General features: G+C 42.0%; 18 protein-coding genes. 2 read left to right on the forward strand and 16 right to left on the reverse strand.

Annotation, left to right across the window (positions count from 1 at the left end):
* Positions 1–3: 3 nt before the first annotated feature.
* From dapD to fadH, 5 genes are all read right to left on the reverse strand, one after another.
* Positions 4–717, reverse strand: coding sequence for a 2,3,4,5-tetrahydropyridine-2,6-dicarboxylate N-acetyltransferase (gene dapD / locus QWY16_RS13525; protein ID WP_300989749.1), 714 nt, complete (start codon positions 715–717; stop codon positions 4–6).
* Positions 718–783: 66 nt separating this feature from the next.
* Positions 784–1659: a transcriptional regulator CcpC gene (gene ccpC / locus QWY16_RS13530; protein WP_300989750.1), complete on the reverse strand. Its 876-nt coding sequence runs from the start codon at positions 1657–1659 to the stop codon at positions 784–786.
* Positions 1652–3088 (reverse strand): MDR family MFS transporter, encoded by a 1437-nt coding sequence (locus QWY16_RS13535; RefSeq protein WP_300993449.1) that lies wholly within the window; start codon positions 3086–3088, stop codon positions 1652–1654. Before QWY16_RS13535 ends, ccpC begins: the two co-directional genes overlap by 8 nt.
* A gap of 299 nt (positions 3089–3387) precedes the next feature.
* A complete protein-coding gene (gene cbpB, locus QWY16_RS13540) occupies positions 3388–3831 on the reverse strand; it encodes a cyclic-di-AMP-binding protein CbpB (RefSeq protein WP_300989751.1) in 444 nt (147 codons plus the stop codon).
* A gap of 101 nt (positions 3832–3932) precedes the next feature.
* Positions 3933–4700 carry a 2,4-dienoyl-CoA reductase gene (gene fadH / locus QWY16_RS13545; protein ID WP_300989752.1) on the reverse strand — a complete coding sequence of 256 codons (768 nt, stop codon included), beginning with the start codon at positions 4698–4700 and terminating at the stop codon, positions 3933–3935.
* 148 nt (positions 4701–4848) lie between these two features.
* Between fadH and QWY16_RS13550 the strand changes: the two genes are divergently transcribed.
* On the forward strand, positions 4849–5310 hold the full coding sequence (locus tag QWY16_RS13550; protein WP_300989753.1) for a YkyB family protein: 462 nt from the start codon (positions 4849–4851) through the stop codon (positions 5308–5310).
* A gap of 38 nt (positions 5311–5348) precedes the next feature.
* On the opposite strand, the gene QWY16_RS13555 is transcribed toward QWY16_RS13550, so the two are convergent.
* Together QWY16_RS13555 and ykzS are read right to left on the reverse strand one after the other, a co-directional pair.
* Positions 5349–6206, reverse strand: a complete 858-nt coding sequence (locus QWY16_RS13555) for an NAD(P)-dependent oxidoreductase (RefSeq protein ID WP_300989754.1) — start codon at positions 6204–6206, stop codon at positions 5349–5351.
* Between the two features lie 342 nt (positions 6207–6548).
* The gene (ykzS, locus tag QWY16_RS13560) at positions 6549–6737 is read right to left on the reverse strand and encodes a protein YkzS (protein ID WP_300989755.1); all 189 of its coding nucleotides are present in this window, start codon (positions 6735–6737) and stop codon (positions 6549–6551) included.
* Positions 6738–6950: 213 nt separating this feature from the next.
* Between ykzS and QWY16_RS13565 the strand changes: the two genes are divergently transcribed.
* On the forward strand, positions 6951–7562 hold the full coding sequence (locus tag QWY16_RS13565) for a CPBP family intramembrane glutamic endopeptidase (protein ID WP_300989756.1): 612 nt from the start codon (positions 6951–6953) through the stop codon (positions 7560–7562).
* Between the two features lie 84 nt (positions 7563–7646).
* On the opposite strand, the gene QWY16_RS13570 is transcribed toward QWY16_RS13565, so the two are convergent.
* The 9 genes from QWY16_RS13570 to QWY16_RS13610 all read right to left on the reverse strand — a co-directional run bounded on the left by QWY16_RS13570 (position 7647) and on the right by QWY16_RS13610 (position 20901).
* On the reverse strand, positions 7647–8090 hold the full coding sequence (locus QWY16_RS13570; RefSeq protein ID WP_300989757.1) for a MarR family winged helix-turn-helix transcriptional regulator: 444 nt from the start codon (positions 8088–8090) through the stop codon (positions 7647–7649).
* 92 nt (positions 8091–8182) lie between these two features.
* Complete coding sequence (locus QWY16_RS13575; RefSeq protein ID WP_300989758.1) at positions 8183–9532, reverse strand: TrkH family potassium uptake protein; 1350 nt, start codon at positions 9530–9532, stop codon at positions 8183–8185.
* A 121-nt stretch (positions 9533–9653) separates the two neighbouring features.
* Entirely contained in the window at positions 9654–10892 is a 1239-nt protein-coding gene (locus QWY16_RS13580; RefSeq protein WP_436837190.1) for an anti-sigma-I factor RsgI family protein, read from the reverse strand.
* Positions 10892–11644, reverse strand: coding sequence for an RNA polymerase sigma-I factor (gene sigI, locus QWY16_RS13585; protein WP_300989760.1), 753 nt, complete (start codon positions 11642–11644; stop codon positions 10892–10894). Before sigI ends, QWY16_RS13580 begins: the two co-directional genes overlap by 1 nt.
* A gap of 613 nt (positions 11645–12257) precedes the next feature.
* Positions 12258–13034: a TerC family protein gene (locus QWY16_RS13590; RefSeq protein WP_300989761.1), complete on the reverse strand. Its 777-nt coding sequence runs from the start codon at positions 13032–13034 to the stop codon at positions 12258–12260.
* 217 nt (positions 13035–13251) lie between these two features.
* Positions 13252–14331 carry an SDR family oxidoreductase gene (locus tag QWY16_RS13595; protein WP_300989762.1) on the reverse strand — a complete coding sequence of 360 codons (1080 nt, stop codon included), beginning with the start codon at positions 14329–14331 and terminating at the stop codon, positions 13252–13254.
* Positions 14332–14513: 182 nt separating this feature from the next.
* Positions 14514–17585: an efflux RND transporter permease subunit gene (locus QWY16_RS13600; RefSeq protein ID WP_300989763.1), complete on the reverse strand. Its 3072-nt coding sequence runs from the start codon at positions 17583–17585 to the stop codon at positions 14514–14516.
* Positions 17586–17763: 178 nt separating this feature from the next.
* Positions 17764–19332, reverse strand: coding sequence for a peptide chain release factor 3 (locus QWY16_RS13605; RefSeq protein WP_300989764.1), 1569 nt, complete (start codon positions 19330–19332; stop codon positions 17764–17766).
* A gap of 108 nt (positions 19333–19440) precedes the next feature.
* Positions 19441–20901, reverse strand: coding sequence for a UDP-N-acetylmuramoyl-L-alanyl-D-glutamate--2,6-diaminopimelate ligase (locus QWY16_RS13610; RefSeq protein WP_300989765.1), 1461 nt, complete (start codon positions 20899–20901; stop codon positions 19441–19443).

Below are 20901 nucleotides of genomic sequence, written 5' to 3' on the forward strand. Positions count from 1 at the left end.
CGCTTACAGCTGGCGAAGTTCTTGTTTGATTTCTGTTTTCGCCCGTGTTTTTTCATCCATTAATTTCAAGACGCGCGCAGGAGTTCCGCCCACTACTGAGTTTTCAGGAACATCTTCGATCACGATTGCACCTGCTGCAACAACAGCGCCTCTTCCTACCCGAACGCCTTCCAGTACAACCGCATTAGCGCCGATCATAACATCGTCTTCAATAATAACCGGCGTAGCAGATGCAGGCTCGATTACGCCAGCAAGTACGGCTCCTGCACCGATATGGCAGTTCTTTCCGACAGTTGCCCGGCCTCCCATAACAACGCCCATATCGATCATTGTACCGTCTCCGATAACAGCGCCGATATTAATGACAGCTCCCATCATGATGACACAATTATTGCCGATTTCTACGTTTTCACGGATAAAAGCGCCAGGTTCGATCCGGCTATTGATATTTTTCATATCCAATAGCGGAATTGCTGAATTTCTGCGGTCGTTCTCCACCACTGAATCTTCAATTACAGATGCGTTCGCTTCCAAAGCTTTTTGTACTTCAGCCCATTCGCCGAATACAGTTGCATTATTTCCTTCGCCAAATACTTTCGAACCTTTGCCGAAATCCAGTGAAGCGACGTCTTGGCCTTTTACATAAACTTTTACCGGCGTCGACTTTGTTGCATTTTGTATGTACGAGATAATTTCATTTGCATCCATCTGCTTCATTATTAAAAACCTCTTTCTATAAGTTATGCTGTAATTATAGCGGATATAGTATAAAAATTCAGCACTTTAGCTTAATAAAGCGGCATGTTTTTTGACAATATCGACAAAAGCCTCTACTTGACGCAATTGAAACGAAGATTCGTAGCCGATTAGCCATGTATCCCGTGTTAACTCCAGTTCCTCCGCACTGTTTGTGAGCGGCATCTTGTGGATGTTTTCAATTCCGGTTAATGTAATTGACGGCAAAATGGCGTAGCCGATGCCGTTGATGGCCATTTGCTTACAGGTCTCAATTTGATCTACAGTAATCTGCCGTTTCGGGTTTGAGGGAAAATGGCGCTGCCACCATTGCTGAATTTCTTCGTAATAATTGGAATCACTTTTAAATTGGATAAATGGGCGTTCCGTCTTTTCCACCTGATCCAATGATTGGATTTCCTTGTCCACCAAATATAAGGTGTCCCGGAACAAATGCATCTTTGGCCCTTTCCAGTCGGTATGTCCTCTGACAATCCCGATATGGGCTTCTCCTTCATACAATGCCCGGGCAATTTCCGAACTCCACCCTGTAATCAAATGGATTTTCGCTTCAGGATAAAGCGTAACAAAATCTTTCAGCACTTTCGGAAGCCAGTTTTGGCCAATAATTGTTGCACAGGCAATTTTCAGCGTACCATGGACTTTTGACGTCAATGTATGCAGCACTTCAAAAACGTCTTCTTTCCGCTGAATCGTTTCTTTGCAATAGTCGATGACTAATTCACCCGCTGGCGTGGGAGTCAGCCCTTTTTGGGAACGGATGAATAATTGCTGCCCCCATTCTTTTTCAATTGATTGCAGACGCTGGGACAATGCCGGTTGCGATAAGAAAAGGCGTTCGGCAGCTTTTCGCATATTTCCTTCTTCTGCCAGCACTTTGATGATCAATTCTTCATTAGCCACGGTCACTCAACCCCTTTTTTCTTGGCAAGCCGAAAATTAGAACAAAACTGATCAAAGCAAAGACAGCAGTTAATCCGTATACATTTTGCAGCGCTTGTGAAAGGCCTTCCTGCAAAAAATGGAGCACTTCGACAGGGAGCGCTTCCCGGCTGTCTTTAGTCAGCATCCCATTGACCGAATTCAAGGTATAATCCTGCTCGTTGTCTTGAAAATAATTCAGCAATGTAGAATTCAACAGGCTGCCGAGCAATGCCACTCCGATTGTACTGCCAAGATTGCGCATAAACATATTGGAGGCCGTCGCCGTACCGCGCTGTTCATAGGAAACCGCAGCTTGGATGGAAACAATAAAAGCTGTGGAAGTTAGGCCCATGCCGACTCCAATCATGAAACTGGACATCGCCGCCCACATCGGGCCAAATTCAGGCCGCATCAGCACAAACAGCACCGAGCCGATCACCAGGAAAATCCCTCCTGCAAGTGAAGTTTTGAAATAACCGATTTTGATCAGCAGCTGGCCTGAGAAAAAGGCGGCAATTGGCCAGCCGATCGACATCGCCGTCAATGTGAAACCGGCTATCGTCGCCGGCTGTTCCATAACACCTGTCACATAAGTCGGCAAATAGCTCGAGACAGAGATTAAAATCATCCCGGTGAATAAAGAAACCAGATTCGCATATAAGATGGATTTGTTTTTCCAAATGTCAAAAGGCATCATTGGATCTTCCGCTTTTCTTTCAACAAGAACAAAAACGGCAAAAACAGCCACGGCACCCAGTGACAGCGTATAAGAAGGCAGTGAGTTCCAGGCAAAACCGACTCCGCCCTCCACCAGCCAGTACAGGAAGCTTGTAAGAGACACCGTCAGCAAAAAAGCTCCCATATAATCGATCGATGGTTTTGCTTTTTTCTTTGGCTCAACCAGAAAAATCAAAACGCCTGCAAGTGCCAGGATGCCCAGAGGGATATTCACCCAAAAAACATATTCCCAGCCGATTGTGGCAACCAAAACTCCGCCGATTGCCGGACCGGTTACAGCAGAGATTCCCCAAACACTGGACAAATAACCTTGTATTTTCCCACGCTCTTCAGCCGTATAGATATCTCCTACAATCGTGGTGGCAATCGGCATAACTGCCCCTGCCCCGATGCCCTGGATAAAACGGTAGAAAATCAGCTGTTCCATAGAGCCGGCTAACCCGCATAATAAAGATCCTATTAAGAATAAAATAATACCGAATGCAAAAATGGGTTTGCGGCCAAAAATATCCGACAGCTTTCCGTATAACAGCACCGTGACCGTACTCATCAACAGGTAAGCGGAAAATACCCAGCTGTATTTCGAAAACCCTCCGAGGTCCGCCGAAATGCTTGGCATAGCTGTTGAAACGATCGTCGCTTCCACGGCACCGATGAACATGGCTAGCATGACTGAGGCCAGCACGAAAGGCCTGTTTGTTTTTTTCAATTCCCCACCTGCTTTCGATTGACAGAAAAAAGGCCTCGCAATGAGACCTTTTTTTATGTTTAAATTGTATCCATTCTTAATGAATAATGAAAAAGACATCAACTGCTTGAAATAATATAAGACGGACAATTAATGAATTTTTTTACACTCCGCTTCAGACGCTTTGGGCAGGACTTCCGCAGTAAGCCGAGAAGAACACTCGTCTCATAACTCCGCCTCGCCTCTGTCTGTGCCTGCGCTGAATGAGTTTTATTGATGCATCATTTTTTTAACTGGTAAATTTGTTTTTTTAATTGTTTAAGTATGACGCGTCGAGTAAGTATACCCATGAACATTCCTTCGTCATCAATGACACATAAGAAATTCTGATCAATTAATAAATCCAGGGCTCTTTGAAACCGTTCCGAAATATGGATCAACGGAAAATCTGTCTGCATGATATCTTCTACACGTATTTCCGGCAAGCGTTCATATTCAATGTGCTCTAACCCAAGAATGGCATCCGTGATCCGCTGAGCATTAATCAGGCCGCAAAAATGGTATTTTGAATCCAAAACGGGAATTGCAGCATAACCTGTCTTTGTTAATACGAGAAGTGCATGTTCAGCACTGTTGTTCACTTGGACATGTGCTACTTTTTCAGATGAAATAATATACTCTTCAATGGGGGTATCGAGAAAATCTCGGCTGGGTAATGAAATCATATACTCTACTCCTTTTGCATCATAAACGAGTCATCCTGTCTTCGGTTACATCATAACATAACCCGTTTAACGAAACTATTTAATTGTATTTCCAAATCTCCTCAAAATGGAAATTTATTTAACCACTGCCCGCCATCGAGAGTCACAATTTCACCATTCATATAAGACGCTTTATCTGACATCATAAATGCTGCCAGTTCAGCCACTTCTTCCGGTTTTCCTAAACGGCCAAGCGGAATCGATTCAAGCGTCCGTTTCGCCGCTTTTTCAGATTCCCATAATTTTTCTGCCCCGCCAGTCCGCTCAATAGGTCCTGGTGCAATTCCATTTACCCGTATGCCGTATTGAGTGCCCCATTCTACCGCTAACGTCCGAGTTAAAGACATGACGCCTGCTTTTGCAGCTGCCGAGTGTGCCACTCCTGCTCCAGCATTCCAGGCATACGTCGCAAGCATGTTGATGATGCTGCCTTTGATGTTATGCTCAATCCAGTAATTGCCTACAGCATGCGAACAGAAAAAAGTGCCATTCAATACGATATCAATAACAGATCTCCAGCCATTCGGCGATAATTTTTCTGCATGAACGATAAAATTGCCAGCTGCATTATTGACAAGTCCATCGATTCGCCCAAATTTGTCATGCGCAAATTTCACCATAGCTTTTGCGTGTTCCGGTTCCCGGACATCCATCTGGAAAATTTCCACCGAACCATGCTGTGCTGCAATTGTAAGAACCGCTGCATTCAGCTTTTCCATATCCCGGCCCGTGATGACCACATTAGCTCCTTCAGAAGCAAATTTCTCAGCCATGTGAAGCCCCATCCCGCTGGAGCCTCCAGTAACAATAATTGTCTTATCTTTTAACATATCCAATTCCCCTTTCAAAAAATATTCCCCCATCCTCTATCATTAAAAATCTGTTAAAGCCCAACCCCTTCAGTATACACTGAAGATATTTTTTGATATGATTAATAGGTATTGTCCATAAAAATCTGCTATAGAAAGGAATGAGTCCATGCCAAGTAAAAAAAATGACACGGATATTGCCCAAGCTATTTTCACAGTCAATAGACATGCGAAAACTGCTCCTGACAACCAATATTTATATGCGTTGAAAAAAGAAGCCCTTTTATTGATGATCACACAAAACCGTGCTCAAAAAATCGGCCTTCACTTCAGTAAAAACCCCCAGAAAAGCCAACAACAATCTTCAGTCCTCGTAAAATGCGAAAGTTATTATTTTCACATGTTGCCGAAAAAAGAAGACTTTGAACAGCTTGAGCATTTAGGCCAGTTAGATGAAACCTACCGCAATCCGCCAAGCAGAATGAATCTAAAAATGGCAAAAGAAATTTTAAGCGAATTTACCGGACTCCAGCCTCAAAAAAAAGAAACAGCTGCTTCTCCTTTTGAAAAGTCCTATAAGCCGCGTCAAGTAGATCGTTTTTACTCACCTAAAAAATCATATTTTGATTGAGTTAGTAACCGGGGACCTTTACAGGCCTCCGGTTTTTCTCATTCAAAATGCTTGATCAATGCCTGGGTGCCGTTTTCGCTATACCCCTCATCTGCCAGTTTTTCGTACATTCTGAGCGATAAACGCAATCCTGGCAAATCCAATCCCATCAGTTCTGCTTCTTCTGCCGCAATTTTCATATCTTTTATAAAATGCTTGATGTAAAAGCCCGGCGCAAAATCTTCTGCAATCATACGTGGTGCAAGATTGGATAATGACCAAGAACCTGCGGCGCCGGATGAGATGGATTTTAGTACTTGTTCCGGATCGAGGCCTGCTTTTTTTGCATACACGAGTGATTCACAGACCCCAATCATATTAGAGGCAATATTGATTTGGTTGCACATCTTGGTATGCTGGCCCGAACCGGCTGTCCCTTGATAAACAATATTTTCTCCCATCAATTCGAGGAGCGGCAAAACTTCCTGGAATGCTTCTTCGTCTCCTCCCACCATAATTGACAACGTACCTTTTTGCGCACCGAGATCTCCGCCGGATACAGGGGCATCCAAAGCTTTTATGCCTTTTTGCTTTGCTTCTTCAAAAATGCGTTTAGCGAGATTTGGTTGGGAAGTTGTTAAATCGATCAACACTGTGTTTTGTTGAGCATGTTTCAATATCCCTTGCTCTCCAAAATATATTTCTTCTACATCTGACGGATAGCCGACCATCGTAAAAAGCGTTTCTGCTACTTCAGCAACTTGTTTGGGGGATTCCACTAACTTCGCGCCTGCAGCTACCAGATTTTCAGCTTTTTTAGCTGTACGTGTATATATGGTTACTTCATGCCCCGCTTTCAGCAAATGTTTCACCAAACTATTGCCCATGACTCCTGTGCCTATAAATCCTAGTTTCATATGTAATCACTCCTTTTTCTCTGTCTTCAGTTTAGCAAAATTTTTCTGTTAATTCACTGAAATTTAGAAAATCTTCATTTATTGGAAATTTTTATAGCCTTTCTACTACTTCAAATGCTGTAACTCCATTTTCAACGTTCAGGGAAAAAGAAGGTAAAAGACAAAAAAAAGAAGCCGATCCGCTATTCGGACCGACCACAAAAGGGGGAAATGAGAATGTTGCTGTGTTCAAATATATTATGCCCTTCTTTTCAGGGGGTTAAACATAATCTTTAAAATATTTTCCGTTTATTTTTTCTGCCAGATGAAAAAGGCTTGCTTCAGTTACTGGTTCATCTTTGCTTATTTGGATGGCTCTTCAGTATATGTATAAATTGTAAGGCCGTGGTGAAAAGCTGCTCCCCGGAAATGCTTAAAATCCTCTCGCTTAAGTAGGATCTCGCGGAATTCCAAAAAATCTTCTTTCTCAATCTGTAAGGAAGAAATTTCTCCCTGCTTTAATTGTTCGAGTAATTCATCATAGTTTGCCATACAATATTCTCCTTTATCCTTCTTTTCACTTTGCCGCTTCTGTTATAATATATGAGGTACACAAGCTGATTACCTAAGCTGTACTGGATTTTTTTGCCACGCTCTTTTTCAGCCGATAATTAATAGTATACAACATCGAAAGAAGTTGGACATCTTTGCCCCGCCGTTCTGGTTCCATTGAAGATCGGCTTTTATTATTTAGGAGGATTACCTATGTTAAATCTTTACAAAAAACATCAACTGATACTGCTAATTCCTATAGCATTTGCTCTATATAGTTTAGCCTTTCAAGACACCGCTATTTTTTGGTATATGTACACATTTGCGATACTGGTGCTGATGTCGTTTGCCATCATGTCAATAAAAATCTTCGATGAAATGGTGACATGGAAATCATTGATTTACGGGCTTGGTTATGGAACACTCATTTATGCGATTATCGCAGGCGGTTTTCAATTTTTCAAGTTGCTTCCGTTTAATTTTGAAGCTTCCACTTCTTCCTTTTTATCAACATTTGCACCTGCATCAATTTGGCATTTCCTGCTTCTTATGTTCGTTATCGTGCCTGGAGAAGAAATTTTCTGGAGAGGATTCGTCCAACAGAAATTGAAACAGTATTTCCCAATGTCTTATTCAGTCTTGATTTCATCGTTATTATTCGGGCTGGCGCTTGGCTTTGGAGGGTTTGTGCCAGGGATGCTGGCCGGTATTGTCACGGGGTTAATTTTAGGTTCTTTATATGAGTGGAAAAAAAGTATGCCATTGTTGATTATTGCCCATTTGGTTATGCTCGTACTGCTTTTTTTAGTTATGCCGCTGTCTTGAAAATTGCTATGTCAAATCCACAAATTAAAGCGCAATAATAAGAAATCGAAAAAAGCCATCCCGCCGGATGGCTTTTTTCATAGCTTAATAGGATAAGTCTTTAATCGATAAACCCAGTTTTTTCATCAACTCAATTGCTTCGTCTTTTTCTTCGCTCGATAAGGCCGTTGTTAACTCATGCAGGTTTTTTTCATGTTCCGGAAAAATTTCGCTCATGAATGCCTTTCCTTCTTCCGAAATTTCGGCGTACGTAACGCGGCGATCGGTTGGGCAATTGACTCGAGTAATATATCCGCGCTTTTCCAATTTATCAATTACGTAAGTAATGGAGCCGCTTGCCAGCAAAATCTTCCCGCCTATTTTTTGCAAAGGCTGCTTTCCTTTATGATACAGCAATTCCAAAACAGCAAATTCGGTAGGATTGACTCCATGTGCTTGAAAAAACTGATTAGTCTGTTCTGTTATGGCTTTATGTGCCCGCGATAAAACAATGAATAGTTTTAAAGACTGCTTTACATCTTCGTTCATAAGATCCACTCATTTCCAATTTAAAAATCTCTTATAATAATTATAGTCGTTTTGTAGGAAAAAAGCACGGTTATTAAGCTATTATTCCATGATTACCCAATTATAACTCGTTCTTTCGGATAATGGAATTTGGTCGGATCGGTTTTCCCACCAATCGTAAACAGGAAGGAAATGAGTCCAACCCTTCCGATAAACATCAACGCCATAATAACTACCTTTCCAAAACTGGATAAGTCGTCAGTTATCCCGAGGGACATCCCACACGTTCCAAACGCTGATGTGATTTCGAAAATGATTTCTACAGCAGAGGCATGTGGTTCTGAGATAATCAAAGCCATAGTGGTGACAAGTACCATGAAGCAAGCCAAAATGATGACCGCATATGACCTAAACACATCGATCAGCTCAATTTCCCGTTTGAATATCTGAATACTGTTCTTTCCTCTTGCAAAATTGATCAAAAAAAGCACCGCGATGGCAAAAGTAGTTGTCCGGATCCCTCCTCCAACTGAACTTGGAGAAGCCCCGATAAACATCAGTGCACTCATAAAAATATTGGTTGCTTCACTGAACTCTGTAATATCCATTGTCGTAAGCCCTCCGGAACGGGAGGATACGGAATGGAACATTGCAGCAAATAATGTCTCGTGCCAATTATAGCCTTTGAACGCATTCAGCGATTCAAAGGCCAGTAAAACAAGGGTTCCCACCACCAATAAAATTCCGAAGGTCGAAGTTGTAATTTTAGTGAACAAAGAAAATCGGAAGTTTTTATTTCTATTCGACAGGAATTCTTTCACTTCTATTAAAACCGGAAAACCGATGGCGCCTAAAATGATCAGGATCATATTAATGATTTGCACAAAATAATCATTGAAAAAAGGTGTTAAAGATTCTCCTGTAATATCAAATCCTCCGTTTGTGGTTGCACTGACCGAAGCGAAAATCCCTTGTAATAAAGCCTCAGTAAAAGTATCGAAATATTGGGTGAAGTATAAAGTGAAAATAATAGCTCCCACTAGTTCAATCATCAACAGGATTTTTATGATTTCACGAATCAGTTTAACAACTCCCGACATATTAAACTGATTGTGGTCGACCATGATTAATTGCCGTTCCCGTAAACCAATGCGCTTACCGACTAGCAACCAGAAAAAAGTGCCTAGCGACATGATTCCAATTCCACCGAGCTGCAAGATAAACATGATCATGATTATGCCGAAAACAGAATACGTTTCTGCAATATTGACAACGGTCAAGCCAGTCACACTTACAGCACTTACCGCAGTAAATAAGCTGTCGATTCTTGACATTTCCACTCCAGGCCGATGCACCCCCGGTAAGCGAAGCAGCAAAAAGGAAAAAGCAATCGCTACGAAATAATACGAAACGATTGCTTGGGCAGGTGTAAGATTCCGGATTTTTTGAAATGAACTGTTCATGAGGTTAATTCCTTTCTGCCTTTTATTCTCTCCTTATTCTATGAAAAGAAAGATAAAAAAGAAAGAGGCAAAAACACTCTCCTCTACTTATTTACAACAAAAAAGAGCAGAATGAACTTTTCTACTCTTTTTCCTCTTTTCCAGTTTTCGATTGTGAAGAAGCTTTTTTCTCTTTTGAAGGGAAATCGTCTTTTTTATCCTCTTTTTTAAATTTCTCGCTTTTTTCCTTTTCTGCCTTCGGTGCTTTTTCTTTTTTCATTTGTCCGGGTGCTTTCTTGTCTTGCGCACTTCGATTCTTTTGCTCTTGTTGGGGTTTGTTTTCCTTCTCTTGCTTTGGCACCGTTTTTTTCTCGCTTTTCTCTGGAGAAATTGTTTCTTTCTTCTCTTTCGTTTTTGGTATTTTTTTCTTTTCCTGCCCCGGAGTCTTTTCTTTCTTTTGTTGGCCGAGTATATTGTCACTTTTTGGGGGACCAGGAGTCATTTTCTTTTCTTGTTCAGAAAGCTTCAAGTTCTTTTGTTGTCCTGATATTGTTTTTTTCTTTTGAGGTTTTGGCGATGTTTCTTTTACTTTTTCGTTAGGTGCACTTTCATTCTTGGGTGTGCTGTCTAGTTTCGTTTCTTTTTTTTCTTGTCCAGCGGGTATTTTGCTCTCAGGTTTAACAGTGGAGTTTTCTTCATTGTTGGCTTTTGGTTTTTCTGCTGGCACTTGTTGTTCTTTAACATGTACAGGTATAAATTTTTTGATTTTCTGGCCAACTGGTACGCTTTCTTTAACCGATTGCCGCCATTGACTGCGAGTCGCTTTTTTTAAATGGACTTCAACATTATCTTCCAATAAGTTGCTGGTCGCCGCCATGACAATCTTTTCAACAGGCAATTCCGGATTTTCACCTTTACTGCCATCAACAGTTGTAATCGTCACTTCTTCGGTCGCATCATTTAATGACATGGAAATAACCCGGACTAAAATTTCAGCCAATGAATGATTTTTCCACTCCCCGAGTTGATCGATCAAATCTGATCCATCGGCATTTAAACTGCGGAGTGAAATTACATCAAAATCTTCATCCACTCCAATTTCCATTGCTGGATTAACTTCAACTTGGATATAAGCAAAAGCTTCTTCAGCGGGAAGAAGCACCGATAAAAATAAGAACAGGACAGCAACTGCAGCTATAATTGGCACCCATATCGGCTTCCAATGCACCTTCATTTTCTTGGGTTGCGGGTAAAAATGCACCTCTTCCCCTATCCTTGCGGCAGGGCCAACCGGATTGCCCATGATAAACTGTCCGTTCTTCACCATATAAATAGAGCGGTTTCCTTTAGATTCCACGCATATCCCTTTTTGCATAATCATCAAAGTAACCGCTCCTTCAAATAGTCTTTTAAGTAATGCAAGTCGCTGTTGAGCAAAAGAATGATAGCGATTATGTATTTCCGGTTTCGTTCAATCGTTTTTCTTGAAACCCGGACCATTTTTTCAATTTCTTTGATTGGCAACTTTTTCTTACTTCGCAAGTATTCCATATATTCTTCTGTCTCGGCCACAAGCTGGGCAATTTGTACAGCAGACTTGCGGGCATCTTCATGTGACGGCGAGACTTTAACCAATATCTGATAACTTAAATTAAATTCTGAAAGCATCACTTCGTACTGAGCTATCTCTTCACGCCTGATTTGGCTTTGCTGCTCTAAACTAAAACGATTAAGGGCAGCGGAATCTTCAATCCATTTAAGCGTTTCTTCTTCGCTACTAGCTGAAATTGTAAAATTGGAGCTAAATTCAGAACGCCGGTTTTCTTTCCGGATAAAATCAATCATTCTTCTTCTTATTACCATATGGGCAAATGTTAAGAACGAAGCGTTTTTTCCTAATTCAAATCCTTCTATTGCTTCATGAAAAGCGGAAAGGGCAATGCTGTATTCGTCATCATGATCATCGATGAACCGCTTGCATACTTGCGCTGCCGTTTTTTTCATAAAAGGGGTATAAGCAGAGAGTAAATTAGTCAACGCTTCATCATTTCCCTTTTGCGCAAGCAAAGCTAATTCTTCTGCTGTTGCTTTTTCACTTCGTCCAAATAAACCTGTTAATGCAGCTATCAGCATGCTGTTCACCTCTTTTCTTTCTGACACCACTTTTGATTGTAACGGCAGAATTTGTAAAAGAAAAGGGCATTTAAGTGGTACTTTTTAATTATTCGACAGCTTGAATTACTTTATGTCGGTAGCCTATTTATTTCTTTCCATAAAAAAAGCCTCCTTAGGGAGGCTTTTTGTCAGGCTGTCGAGAAACTCTCGATAGCCTTTTCTGATTCTCTAAAACCGGTGATTGTTTGAGAAAGCTCTCTATTCTCTGTTCCTGCTCTCCAGATATGGAGCCAACCAGCGGAGAAAATCGTACTGCTCCTGCATCGCTTCGCTGCTTCGTCGCAAAGACTTAGCCTCACAGGCTTCGGCTAATGTCTTGCCTGCGGGGCAGCGCAGCGATGCAGAGACAGAGACAGGAGCGTAAGCGACGAAGCGGCTTGGCGCTCGCCCGCGGCTAAAACATATGCTCCTGCAGCGCTGCGCGCTTCGTCGCAAAGACACGGCCTCACAAACCTCGGCCAATGTCTTCGCAGCTGGTTGGCGGAATATCGGTTAAGGAAGAATCACTAATAGAAACTTTAACTTCCTCTACAAGCTCATACAAAAAGCCTCCCTAAGGAGGCTTTTTGTATTACGCGTTTTCTTCTTTGTTCTTTTTGATTCCAGTCAGGACGCCAACAACGACAATTCCGATCAATACTGTCCAGAACACGATTGTCCAAGGCGTTGAGTGAGGGAAATCATGCGGCAAAATTCCGAGATTCTCGTGTGACAAAGTCATAACGAGCAATTTAACCCCTACCCATCCGACAATAACAAATGCGGCAGTTTCCAATTGAGGGTACTTCTCAAGGACTTGAACAAATTTATGGGCAGCAAATCGCATAATGATAACTCCGATCAGACCACCTGCTAACATCACAACGAATTGTCCAGCGTTGATTCCGCCAATTTCGCTTACGCCGAACATGTCCAAATGCGGCAATGTTACAGCAAGCGCTACGGCAGCAAGCATAGAGTCAATTGCAAAGGCAATATCCGCTAATTCAACTTTTAATACCGTCATCCAGAAACTAGAACCTTGTTTAGGCGCTTTTTCAATATCAATGGCATGATCGCTTTCGCCTTTTCGCTGATCATAAATGTTTTTAATCGCGATGAACAATAAATAAGCTGCTCCCAGCGCTTGAATCTGCCATATATCAACAAGTAGAGTAATCATGAATAACGCTGCAAAACGGAATACAAAGGCACCGACTAAGCCATAAAATAGAGCTTTTTTCTGCTGATCTTTCGGTAAATGTTTGACCATAACGGCCATAACAACTGCGTTATCCGCAGCCAATAGTCCTTCAAGTCCTACCAGTACAAGCAAGACCCAGGCATACTCTAATAATATTGCTTCCATTCTTTCTCCTCCTATATTTTGCCAGCAAAAAAGACCCTTGCCTAAAAAAAGGCAAAGGTCTCGCTAAGCAAATAAATTCACTATCATAACCGATGGTTACTAACCATGTATTGACGATTATGAAATAGGTTTCCCCATAGCTACTCCCCTCTGACTGAAAGTCAAAGTGTATGAAGTTGTAAAATTATTATACCATAATTTTTTAGCATGTAAAAGATTAGCGTATGGCAATATGGTATTTCTTGTCTTCTTTATGAAGTTGATAGAACTCAACCATCGAAGGCATTGTCGCTAAAAAGTCCGCGCACTGAATGCCACTCCCTCTTAACAGCCGCTGTGCTTTGCTTGCATCAAATGAAGCATTCCATGTTAAATAATCGAGCGTTTCCACTTCCACGCCTAATATTTTACGTACAGGCGAAACTGCCAAAGACAGTTTCGCCAATTTATAAGGCAATCGGGCTTTCGGCATTTTTCCAGTCATTTCAAAAACCATTCTGCGATATACTTCTTCAACTGGGTGAGGATTTGGATCGGTCAAATGGGCAGTTTCCCCTTCTGCCTGTGGCAAAGAACTCAAATAAATGGATGCATCGATGATATAGTCAATGGGCACAACATTGATAAAAGCTCTAGACCGTCCTACATAAGGAACAAAAGGAAGCCGGCTGGCCCGATCGATTAAATTCAGAAAAAAGTACGGACCATCAAACTTCACTGTTTCTCCAGTCACTGAATGGCCTCTCACAATTCCTGGACGGATAATCGTCAATGGAACTTCTTTTTTTAATTCTTCGACAAGCAGTTCGGCTTCGAATTTTGTTTCTTCGTAAAAATTCTTGAATTTTTCGGGGCGAATTAATTCATTTTCATAAAGCATGCCTTCTCTTGCTCCTGCAACATAGGCGGTACTAAAATACATATAGCGTTCAACATTCGGCAAAGTGCGTATAAAGTCATTTACGTTTAAAGTGCCCTCCACATTAACTTTCCAAGCGAGTTCACGGGGAACTGCCAAATCATAAATAGCAGCCAAATGCCAAAAAACCACTTTTTTAGATTTTAAATATGCCCTCGCTTGCCGATTTAAAGCTAAATCCTGCTTTGTAATATCACCTTCAATAATATGTATCGGTTGGCAGCCTGTTTCCTGCTGAATAAGTGCTGCTTGCTGCTCAGCTTTTTTCCGTTCGGCTGGAAGGACAATGGCCGACACGCTGACATTTTCTCCAACAGACTTGCGGATAAGCTGGCTCGCTATAAATCCAGGAAAACCGGTAAAAACGATTTCTTTCATGACATCCACCCCTTTTCTTCCATTATACATAATATTCCAACTTCTATCTTTTGAATATTGCATTTTCAATAAAAAATGCACTTCCATTGCCCCGTTAAGAGAAGCATGAAAGTGCAAAGTAAAAAAACACTCGATCAGTGGGATTTTAACAATTTGCGCCGGTTTTGAAAGCGGAAAAAAGTTTAAGCACTAGTTTTCTTTCTATTCATATTTCTTGTTTCACGATCAAACAAACTATAAACAATGGGCACAATATACAGCGATAAGAAAGTAGAACTGATCATGCCTCCAATAACGACAATCCCCATTGGCTGATTGATTTCAGTTCCTTCCCCGAGCCCCAATGCTAACGGGATTAAACCAAGTATCGTCGTCAAAGCAGTCATGAGAATCGGACGGACCCGGTCACGGACAGATGTGATGATTGCTTCATAAGAACCCATGCCTGCCGCTTTCCGCTGGTTGATGTAATCGACAAGGACAATTCCGTTATTGACCACAATTCCGACAAGCACCAATATCCCGATAACTGCCGTAATGCTGATGGGGGTTTGGGTGAAGAATAATGCGATTGATACCCCAATAACCATTAACGGCACTGTAAACATGATGACAAATGGATACTTGAATGATTCAAATTGCGCCGCCATAACGATATAAACTAGAACCACCGCTAATGCAACTGCCAAAAGCATATCATCAATGGCATTATCGAATAATTCCCGGTCGCCGCCGAAAGTTATTTGCGTATCTTTATCTAAATTCAGTTCTTCAAGTACTTTATCTACCTCGTCGGACATGTCCCCAAGCGTTACATCCGATTTGTGCTGCAAGGTGAAAGCAACACTGTCTGCTTGATCAACTCGTTTAATGTCCACAGGGCCTTCTGAAACTTCTATATCCGCAAGTTCTTCCAGATTCACGAACTGTCCAGCCGGAGTCCTTAATTTTAAAGCTTCAAGTTTCTCTTCGCTGTCTCTGAACTGTTCACCCAGTTTTACAAAAACACTTAGCACTTTATCGTTTTCAGTAATAACTTGAGTAGCAAAAACACCACGGGTCAAATTATTTACCGTCTGGGCAATTTGAGCAGGTGCAAATCCAAATTCTGTTGCAGCCTGTTTATTGATTTGCATTTGAATCTCTTCAATTGTTTCATCCCGATCATTTGTTAACTCCGTTACTTCCGGAAGGTCTAGAAGTGCCGCATTGATATCTGTAACTGTATCGTCAAGCCTTTCTTTATCTGTATCCGTCACAGTAAAACTTAAAGTATTCGGAGAAGAACCGGCAGCAGTCTGCAAATTGAAATTGACTTCTGCCCGGTCGCCTATTGTCTCAAGTACCCGCGGCTGAACCTGATCCACAAATTCAAAAACCGAGCGTTCGCGCTCATCCAGTGGAACTAATTTTACATATAATTCTGCGGTATTGGTTTCAGTTGTGCCTTGCGCCTGGCCTTGCTGCGTGCTTCCAACTAAACTGACGAAAACTTCTACGTCTTCTTCTTTTTTCAGTTCTTCTTCTATCATATTCACTACTTCATCCGTAGCTGCTAATGATGAGCCGTAATCCAAACCGACGGAAACAGTCACAAAGCCTTCATCTGTAGCCGGAAGGAATTCTGTTCCAACCTGATAAACACCAAATATCCCTACAATAAAGAAAACGAAGGCGGTAGTTAATAGAATCAATCGATGAGCCAGTGCCCAGGCAACAGAACGCTGGAATTTTTCGAGTCTTTTCGACCGCCTTGCCTCTGTTTTATTGTCACCACTCGGTTTTTTCAGCATTCTTGAAGCAAGCATTGGCACTACGGTCAAGGCGACAGCAAGACTGGCAAATAAGCTGAAAGAAATGGTGACGGCAAATTCGAAGAAAATCTGCCCAATCAGCCCTGTAATGAATACCACAGGAACAAATACTGCCACAGTCGTCAATGTGGAAGAAGTGATGGCAGCTGCCACTTCTTTTGTACCTTCTGATGCTGCCATGCGCGGAGTTTTCCCCATCCCCAAATGGCGCTCAATATTTTCAATTACGACAATGGAGTTATCTACCAGCATTCCGATCCCTAATGCCAACGCACCCAAAGTCATAATATTTAAGGCGAAATCAGCAAAGTACATTAAAACAAAAGTTACGATAACCGAATAAGGAATCGCAATACCAATAATAATTGGGCTTTTTATGCCTCGCAGAAAGAAAAATAACACGGCCATGGCAAATAATCCACCAAACAGGAGGGTTTGTCCAATATTGCCTACGGCTAAGCGGACATAATCACCTTGGTCAAATAACACATCCGCTTCCACACCTTTGAAACGCTCTTCCGCCAGTAATTCATCCAGTTTAGCTTTAAAAGCTTCCGATACGTCGGCAGTATTCGCTTTCGACTCCTGCAAAGCGGACAGCAAAACCGCTGGCTCTTCATTGGCTCTTGTCTCGCTATTTGTCTCTTGTTCGCCGACTGCCACATCCGCTACATCACCGATTGTCACATTTTCTCCATTCAGCGGATTCACAGTTATGACCAGATTACGGATTTCGTCTGCACTGGTTAATGTACTGACTACGCGAGTGGTTAAATGGCGGCCATTTTCTGTATCGATCGGCTCCCCAGGCATAGAGATATTATTCGCCTGGATGGATTGAACAATATCCGATTGCTGTAACCCTCTTTTTTCAAGTTCTTTCTGATTCAATGCTATTTGTATTTCTTCAACCAAAGAACCTGAAATATTAACACTTGCCACTCCTTCTGTTTGAAGCAGCTCTGTTTCCAACTCTTCCGCCAACACTCGGACATCTTCCCCTGATTCAGTAGCTCTAACCGCTAGTTGAATAACCGGAAATTGTGAAGGATCAAACTTAAAAAATTGTGGTTGGTTCGAATCATCCGGAAGGATGGTCTGATCAATCCGCTGCATGATATCCGTTTGGACATCATCTATATTTGTTGACCAGTCAAATTCAAGCAAGATAAAATTCGAGCCTTCTTCAGATGAGGACTGAAGAGAATCAAGTCCAGGCAATGTAGACAAACTTGCTTCGAGAGGCCTTGTCACTTTTTCGCTTACTTCAGTCGGGCTGGCCCCCGGGTAACTGGTTACTACTACGCCGATTGGCGGATTTATTTCTGGTATAAGGGTAATAGGGATTTTAAAAAAAGACACTACTCCAAGAATTATGATTAAAAACATGATAACAATAGTAAAAACTGGCCTCTTTATCGAAAAATCGCTTAATTTCATCTGTTTCCTACCCTCTCTTTATCCCTCTGCCTAAAGTAAATTCCGGTGATTGAAGTTGCACTTTACTTCGTCTTTTTATCATAAAAAATATTAAGGGGAACCGCAAACTTTAGTCGCATTATTTACTAAATATTAAATTTATTTTGTCTAAAAAAAGAACCTGCATAAGCAGGCCCTTTTATAATAGACTATATAAATTAATTTCAGGATTTTTGTCCTGGAACCAGCGGGTCGCAAATTCATTTTCAAATAAGAAGACGTAGTTATCATAGCGGTCTTTAACTAGCATTGAACGGCCGCTTGACATAGATTCTTTGACCTTTTCTTCGTTTTCAATCCAGCGGGCAATCTTGGAGCCTATCGGTTCCATACGGACGTCGACATTATATTCGTTTTTCATCCGATGTTCGAAGACTTCGAACTGAAGTTGTCCGACAGCACCCAAAATGACTTCTTCCAGATGAAGTGTCTTGTAATACTGTATGGCACCTTCCTGCACAAGCTGAAGGATTCCTTTATGAAAATGCTTTTGCTTCATAACGTTTTTGGCTGTCACTTTAACGAATAGCTCTGGTGTAAACTGTGGAAGATCTTCGAAGTGGAATTTACTTCCACTTGTAATCGTGTCTCCGATTTGATAATTTCCAACATCGTGAAGGCCGATGATATCACCCGCCACAGCCTCACTGACGGTTTCCCGGTCATCCGCTAAAAATTGAGTGGTTTGGCTCAATTTAATAGACTTGCCTGTTCGAGCCAGCGTCACATTCATGCCGCGTTCAAATTTACCTGAGACAATTCGGACAAACGCAATGCGGTCGCGATGAGCCGGATTCATATTGGCCTGGATTTTGAAGATAAACCCTGAAAATGGCATGTCGACCGGATCAATTTCTTCTTTTTCCTGAGTCTCGCGTGATTGCGGCGGTGGAGCAAACTGCAAATACGTTTCCAGGAAAGTTTCAACACCGAAGTTTGCAAGCGCACTGCCGAAAAATACAGGAGTAAGCTCTCCTTTTCTCACTTGCTCAATTGAGAAATCATTGCCTGCTTCATTTAACAATTCGATATCTTCCATAGCCTGCGTATAATAAGATGTTTTCATCATCTCGTGTTCTTCAGCCAGTTGGCCGTCTTCATCCAATTCGAGGAATTGTCTGCTCCCTGTACGGAAAGGCTCAACCCGCTTATTGAAACGGTCATAAATCCCTAAGAATTCTTTTCCCATTCCAATTGGCCAGTTCATGGCGTAGGACTGGATGCCGAGAACTTCTTCTAATTCTTCCATTAATTCAAGCGGCTCTTTTCCTTGCCGGTCCATTTTGTTAATGAAGGTGAAAATTGGAATGCCGCGCATTTTACAGACTTTAAACAGTTTGACTGTCTGGGCCTCAATCCCTTTAGCCACATCGATGATCATAACAGCGCTGTCCACTGCCATTAACGTGCGGTAAGTGTCTTCACTGAAATCTTGGTGTCCGGGTGTGTCCAGAATATTGACCCGATGTCCGTCGTAATCGAATTGCATGACAGAGGAAGTAACAGAAATCCCTCTTTGCTTTTCGATTTCCATCCAGTCGGAAGTTGCAAACTTCCCGCTTTTCTTGCCTTTTACTGTTCCAGCGTCGCGAATCGCGCCTCCAAATAACAGTAATTTTTCTGTCAGTGTCGTTTTCCCAGCATCCGGGTGGGAAATGATCGCAAAGGTTCTTCTATTTTGAATTTCATTTTTTAATTGGGTTGACATTCTTATACTCTCCTTTAATTCTACTCTGTTTATATTAGAGAAGGGAGCTGAAAAAGACAAGGAATTTAAACGCTCTCCTCAAAAAAAGAAGCCGGATAGGGCTTCTTTTCAACAGAATTTTTTCAATGTTTCTTTAATCGCGATTTCTTTGTCGCTATGCGGATACTTGGTGGAACCGATGATTTGGTAATCTTCATGGCCTTTTCCCGCCAAAATGATGATATCTCCTGGTTCTGCTTGAGCAACTGCATGTTTAACTGCTTCCCCGCGGTCGCCAATACAAGCGAAATTGTCATGGGCCATACCGGTCTGCAGGTCATTCAAAATACTGTCATATTCCTCGTAGCGCGGGTCATCTGTTGTCAAAACCACATAATCGGCAACCGACGCTTTTTCAGCCATGATCGGACGTTTCGTTTTATCCCGGTTGCCGCCTGTGCCCACTAGGAAAATGATGCGGTTTGTTTTAAAATCAGCAACCGCGTCGATGGCTTTTTCAATGGCATCAGGGGTATGGGCATAGTCAATGAAAATAGAAATGGGAGCATCCAATTCAACTTTTTGCATCCGCCCTTCAACCGGCGCAATTCTTGACAATGCAGCAAGCACCTCCTCAAGAGGAAAACCTTCTGCATATAATGCAGTAATCGCTGCTAATGCGTTTGATACATTGAAATGGCCCAGCAGTTTCATCGACACGGCAAACTCACCCTCTGGACAATTCAATGTGAATGTTGTTCCGTGGTTATCCATGTGTATGCCTGCAGCTTTGAACTGGGCATCTTCTTTAATTCCGTACGTATACACAGGATGCGGCGTCATATCGGCATACTGCTTTGACCAGGGATCGTCTGCGTTTAAAACAGCTTGCTTTTTCTCTTGCAAATTTTGTCCAAGCTGCGAAAACAACAAGCCTTTGGCGTGTCCGTACTCTTCCATTGTGCCATGGAAATCCAAATGGTCATGCGTTAAATTGGTAAAGATGGCCGTATTAAATTCCACTCCAGCCAAACGGCCTAAAATCAATCCATGAGAAGACACTTCCATGGTCATATGTGAGCATCCGGTTTCTTTAGCTTGTGCAATCATTCTTTGTGTAGTCAGTGCATCGCTCGTCGTATTGGAGGATTGATGCAACTCACCGTTCAAGTTAAAACCGATGGTTCCGGTAAGAGCCGACGATTTGCCAAGCTCCATTAACATTGAGTGCAGCATTCCAGACACGCTTGTTTTTCCATTCGTGCCTGTCACGCCAATCATTTGCAAATCCTTTGACGGGTAGCCATAGAATTTCGCAGCAAGCAATCCAAGTACGCGGTCAGTATCTTCTACCACGAGGATTGCGGTATTTCCAATTTCCAGCGGCTGTTCTGAAACGATCAGTACAGCTCCTTGTACGGCAGCTTGCGCCGCAAAATCGTGGCCATCCACCGTATATCCTTTGATGCAAATAAATAAAGATCCTTTTCTGACTTCACGTGAATCCATTGTGATGTGTTCAATGGTTTCGGGCAAAGTGCCGATTAATCTATTAAAAGGAACATTTTCGATTAATTGTTGTGTGTTCAT

The organism is Planococcus shenhongbingii (assembly GCF_030413635.1).
Lineage (GTDB): Bacteria > Bacillota > Bacilli > Bacillales_A > Planococcaceae > Planococcus > Planococcus shenhongbingii.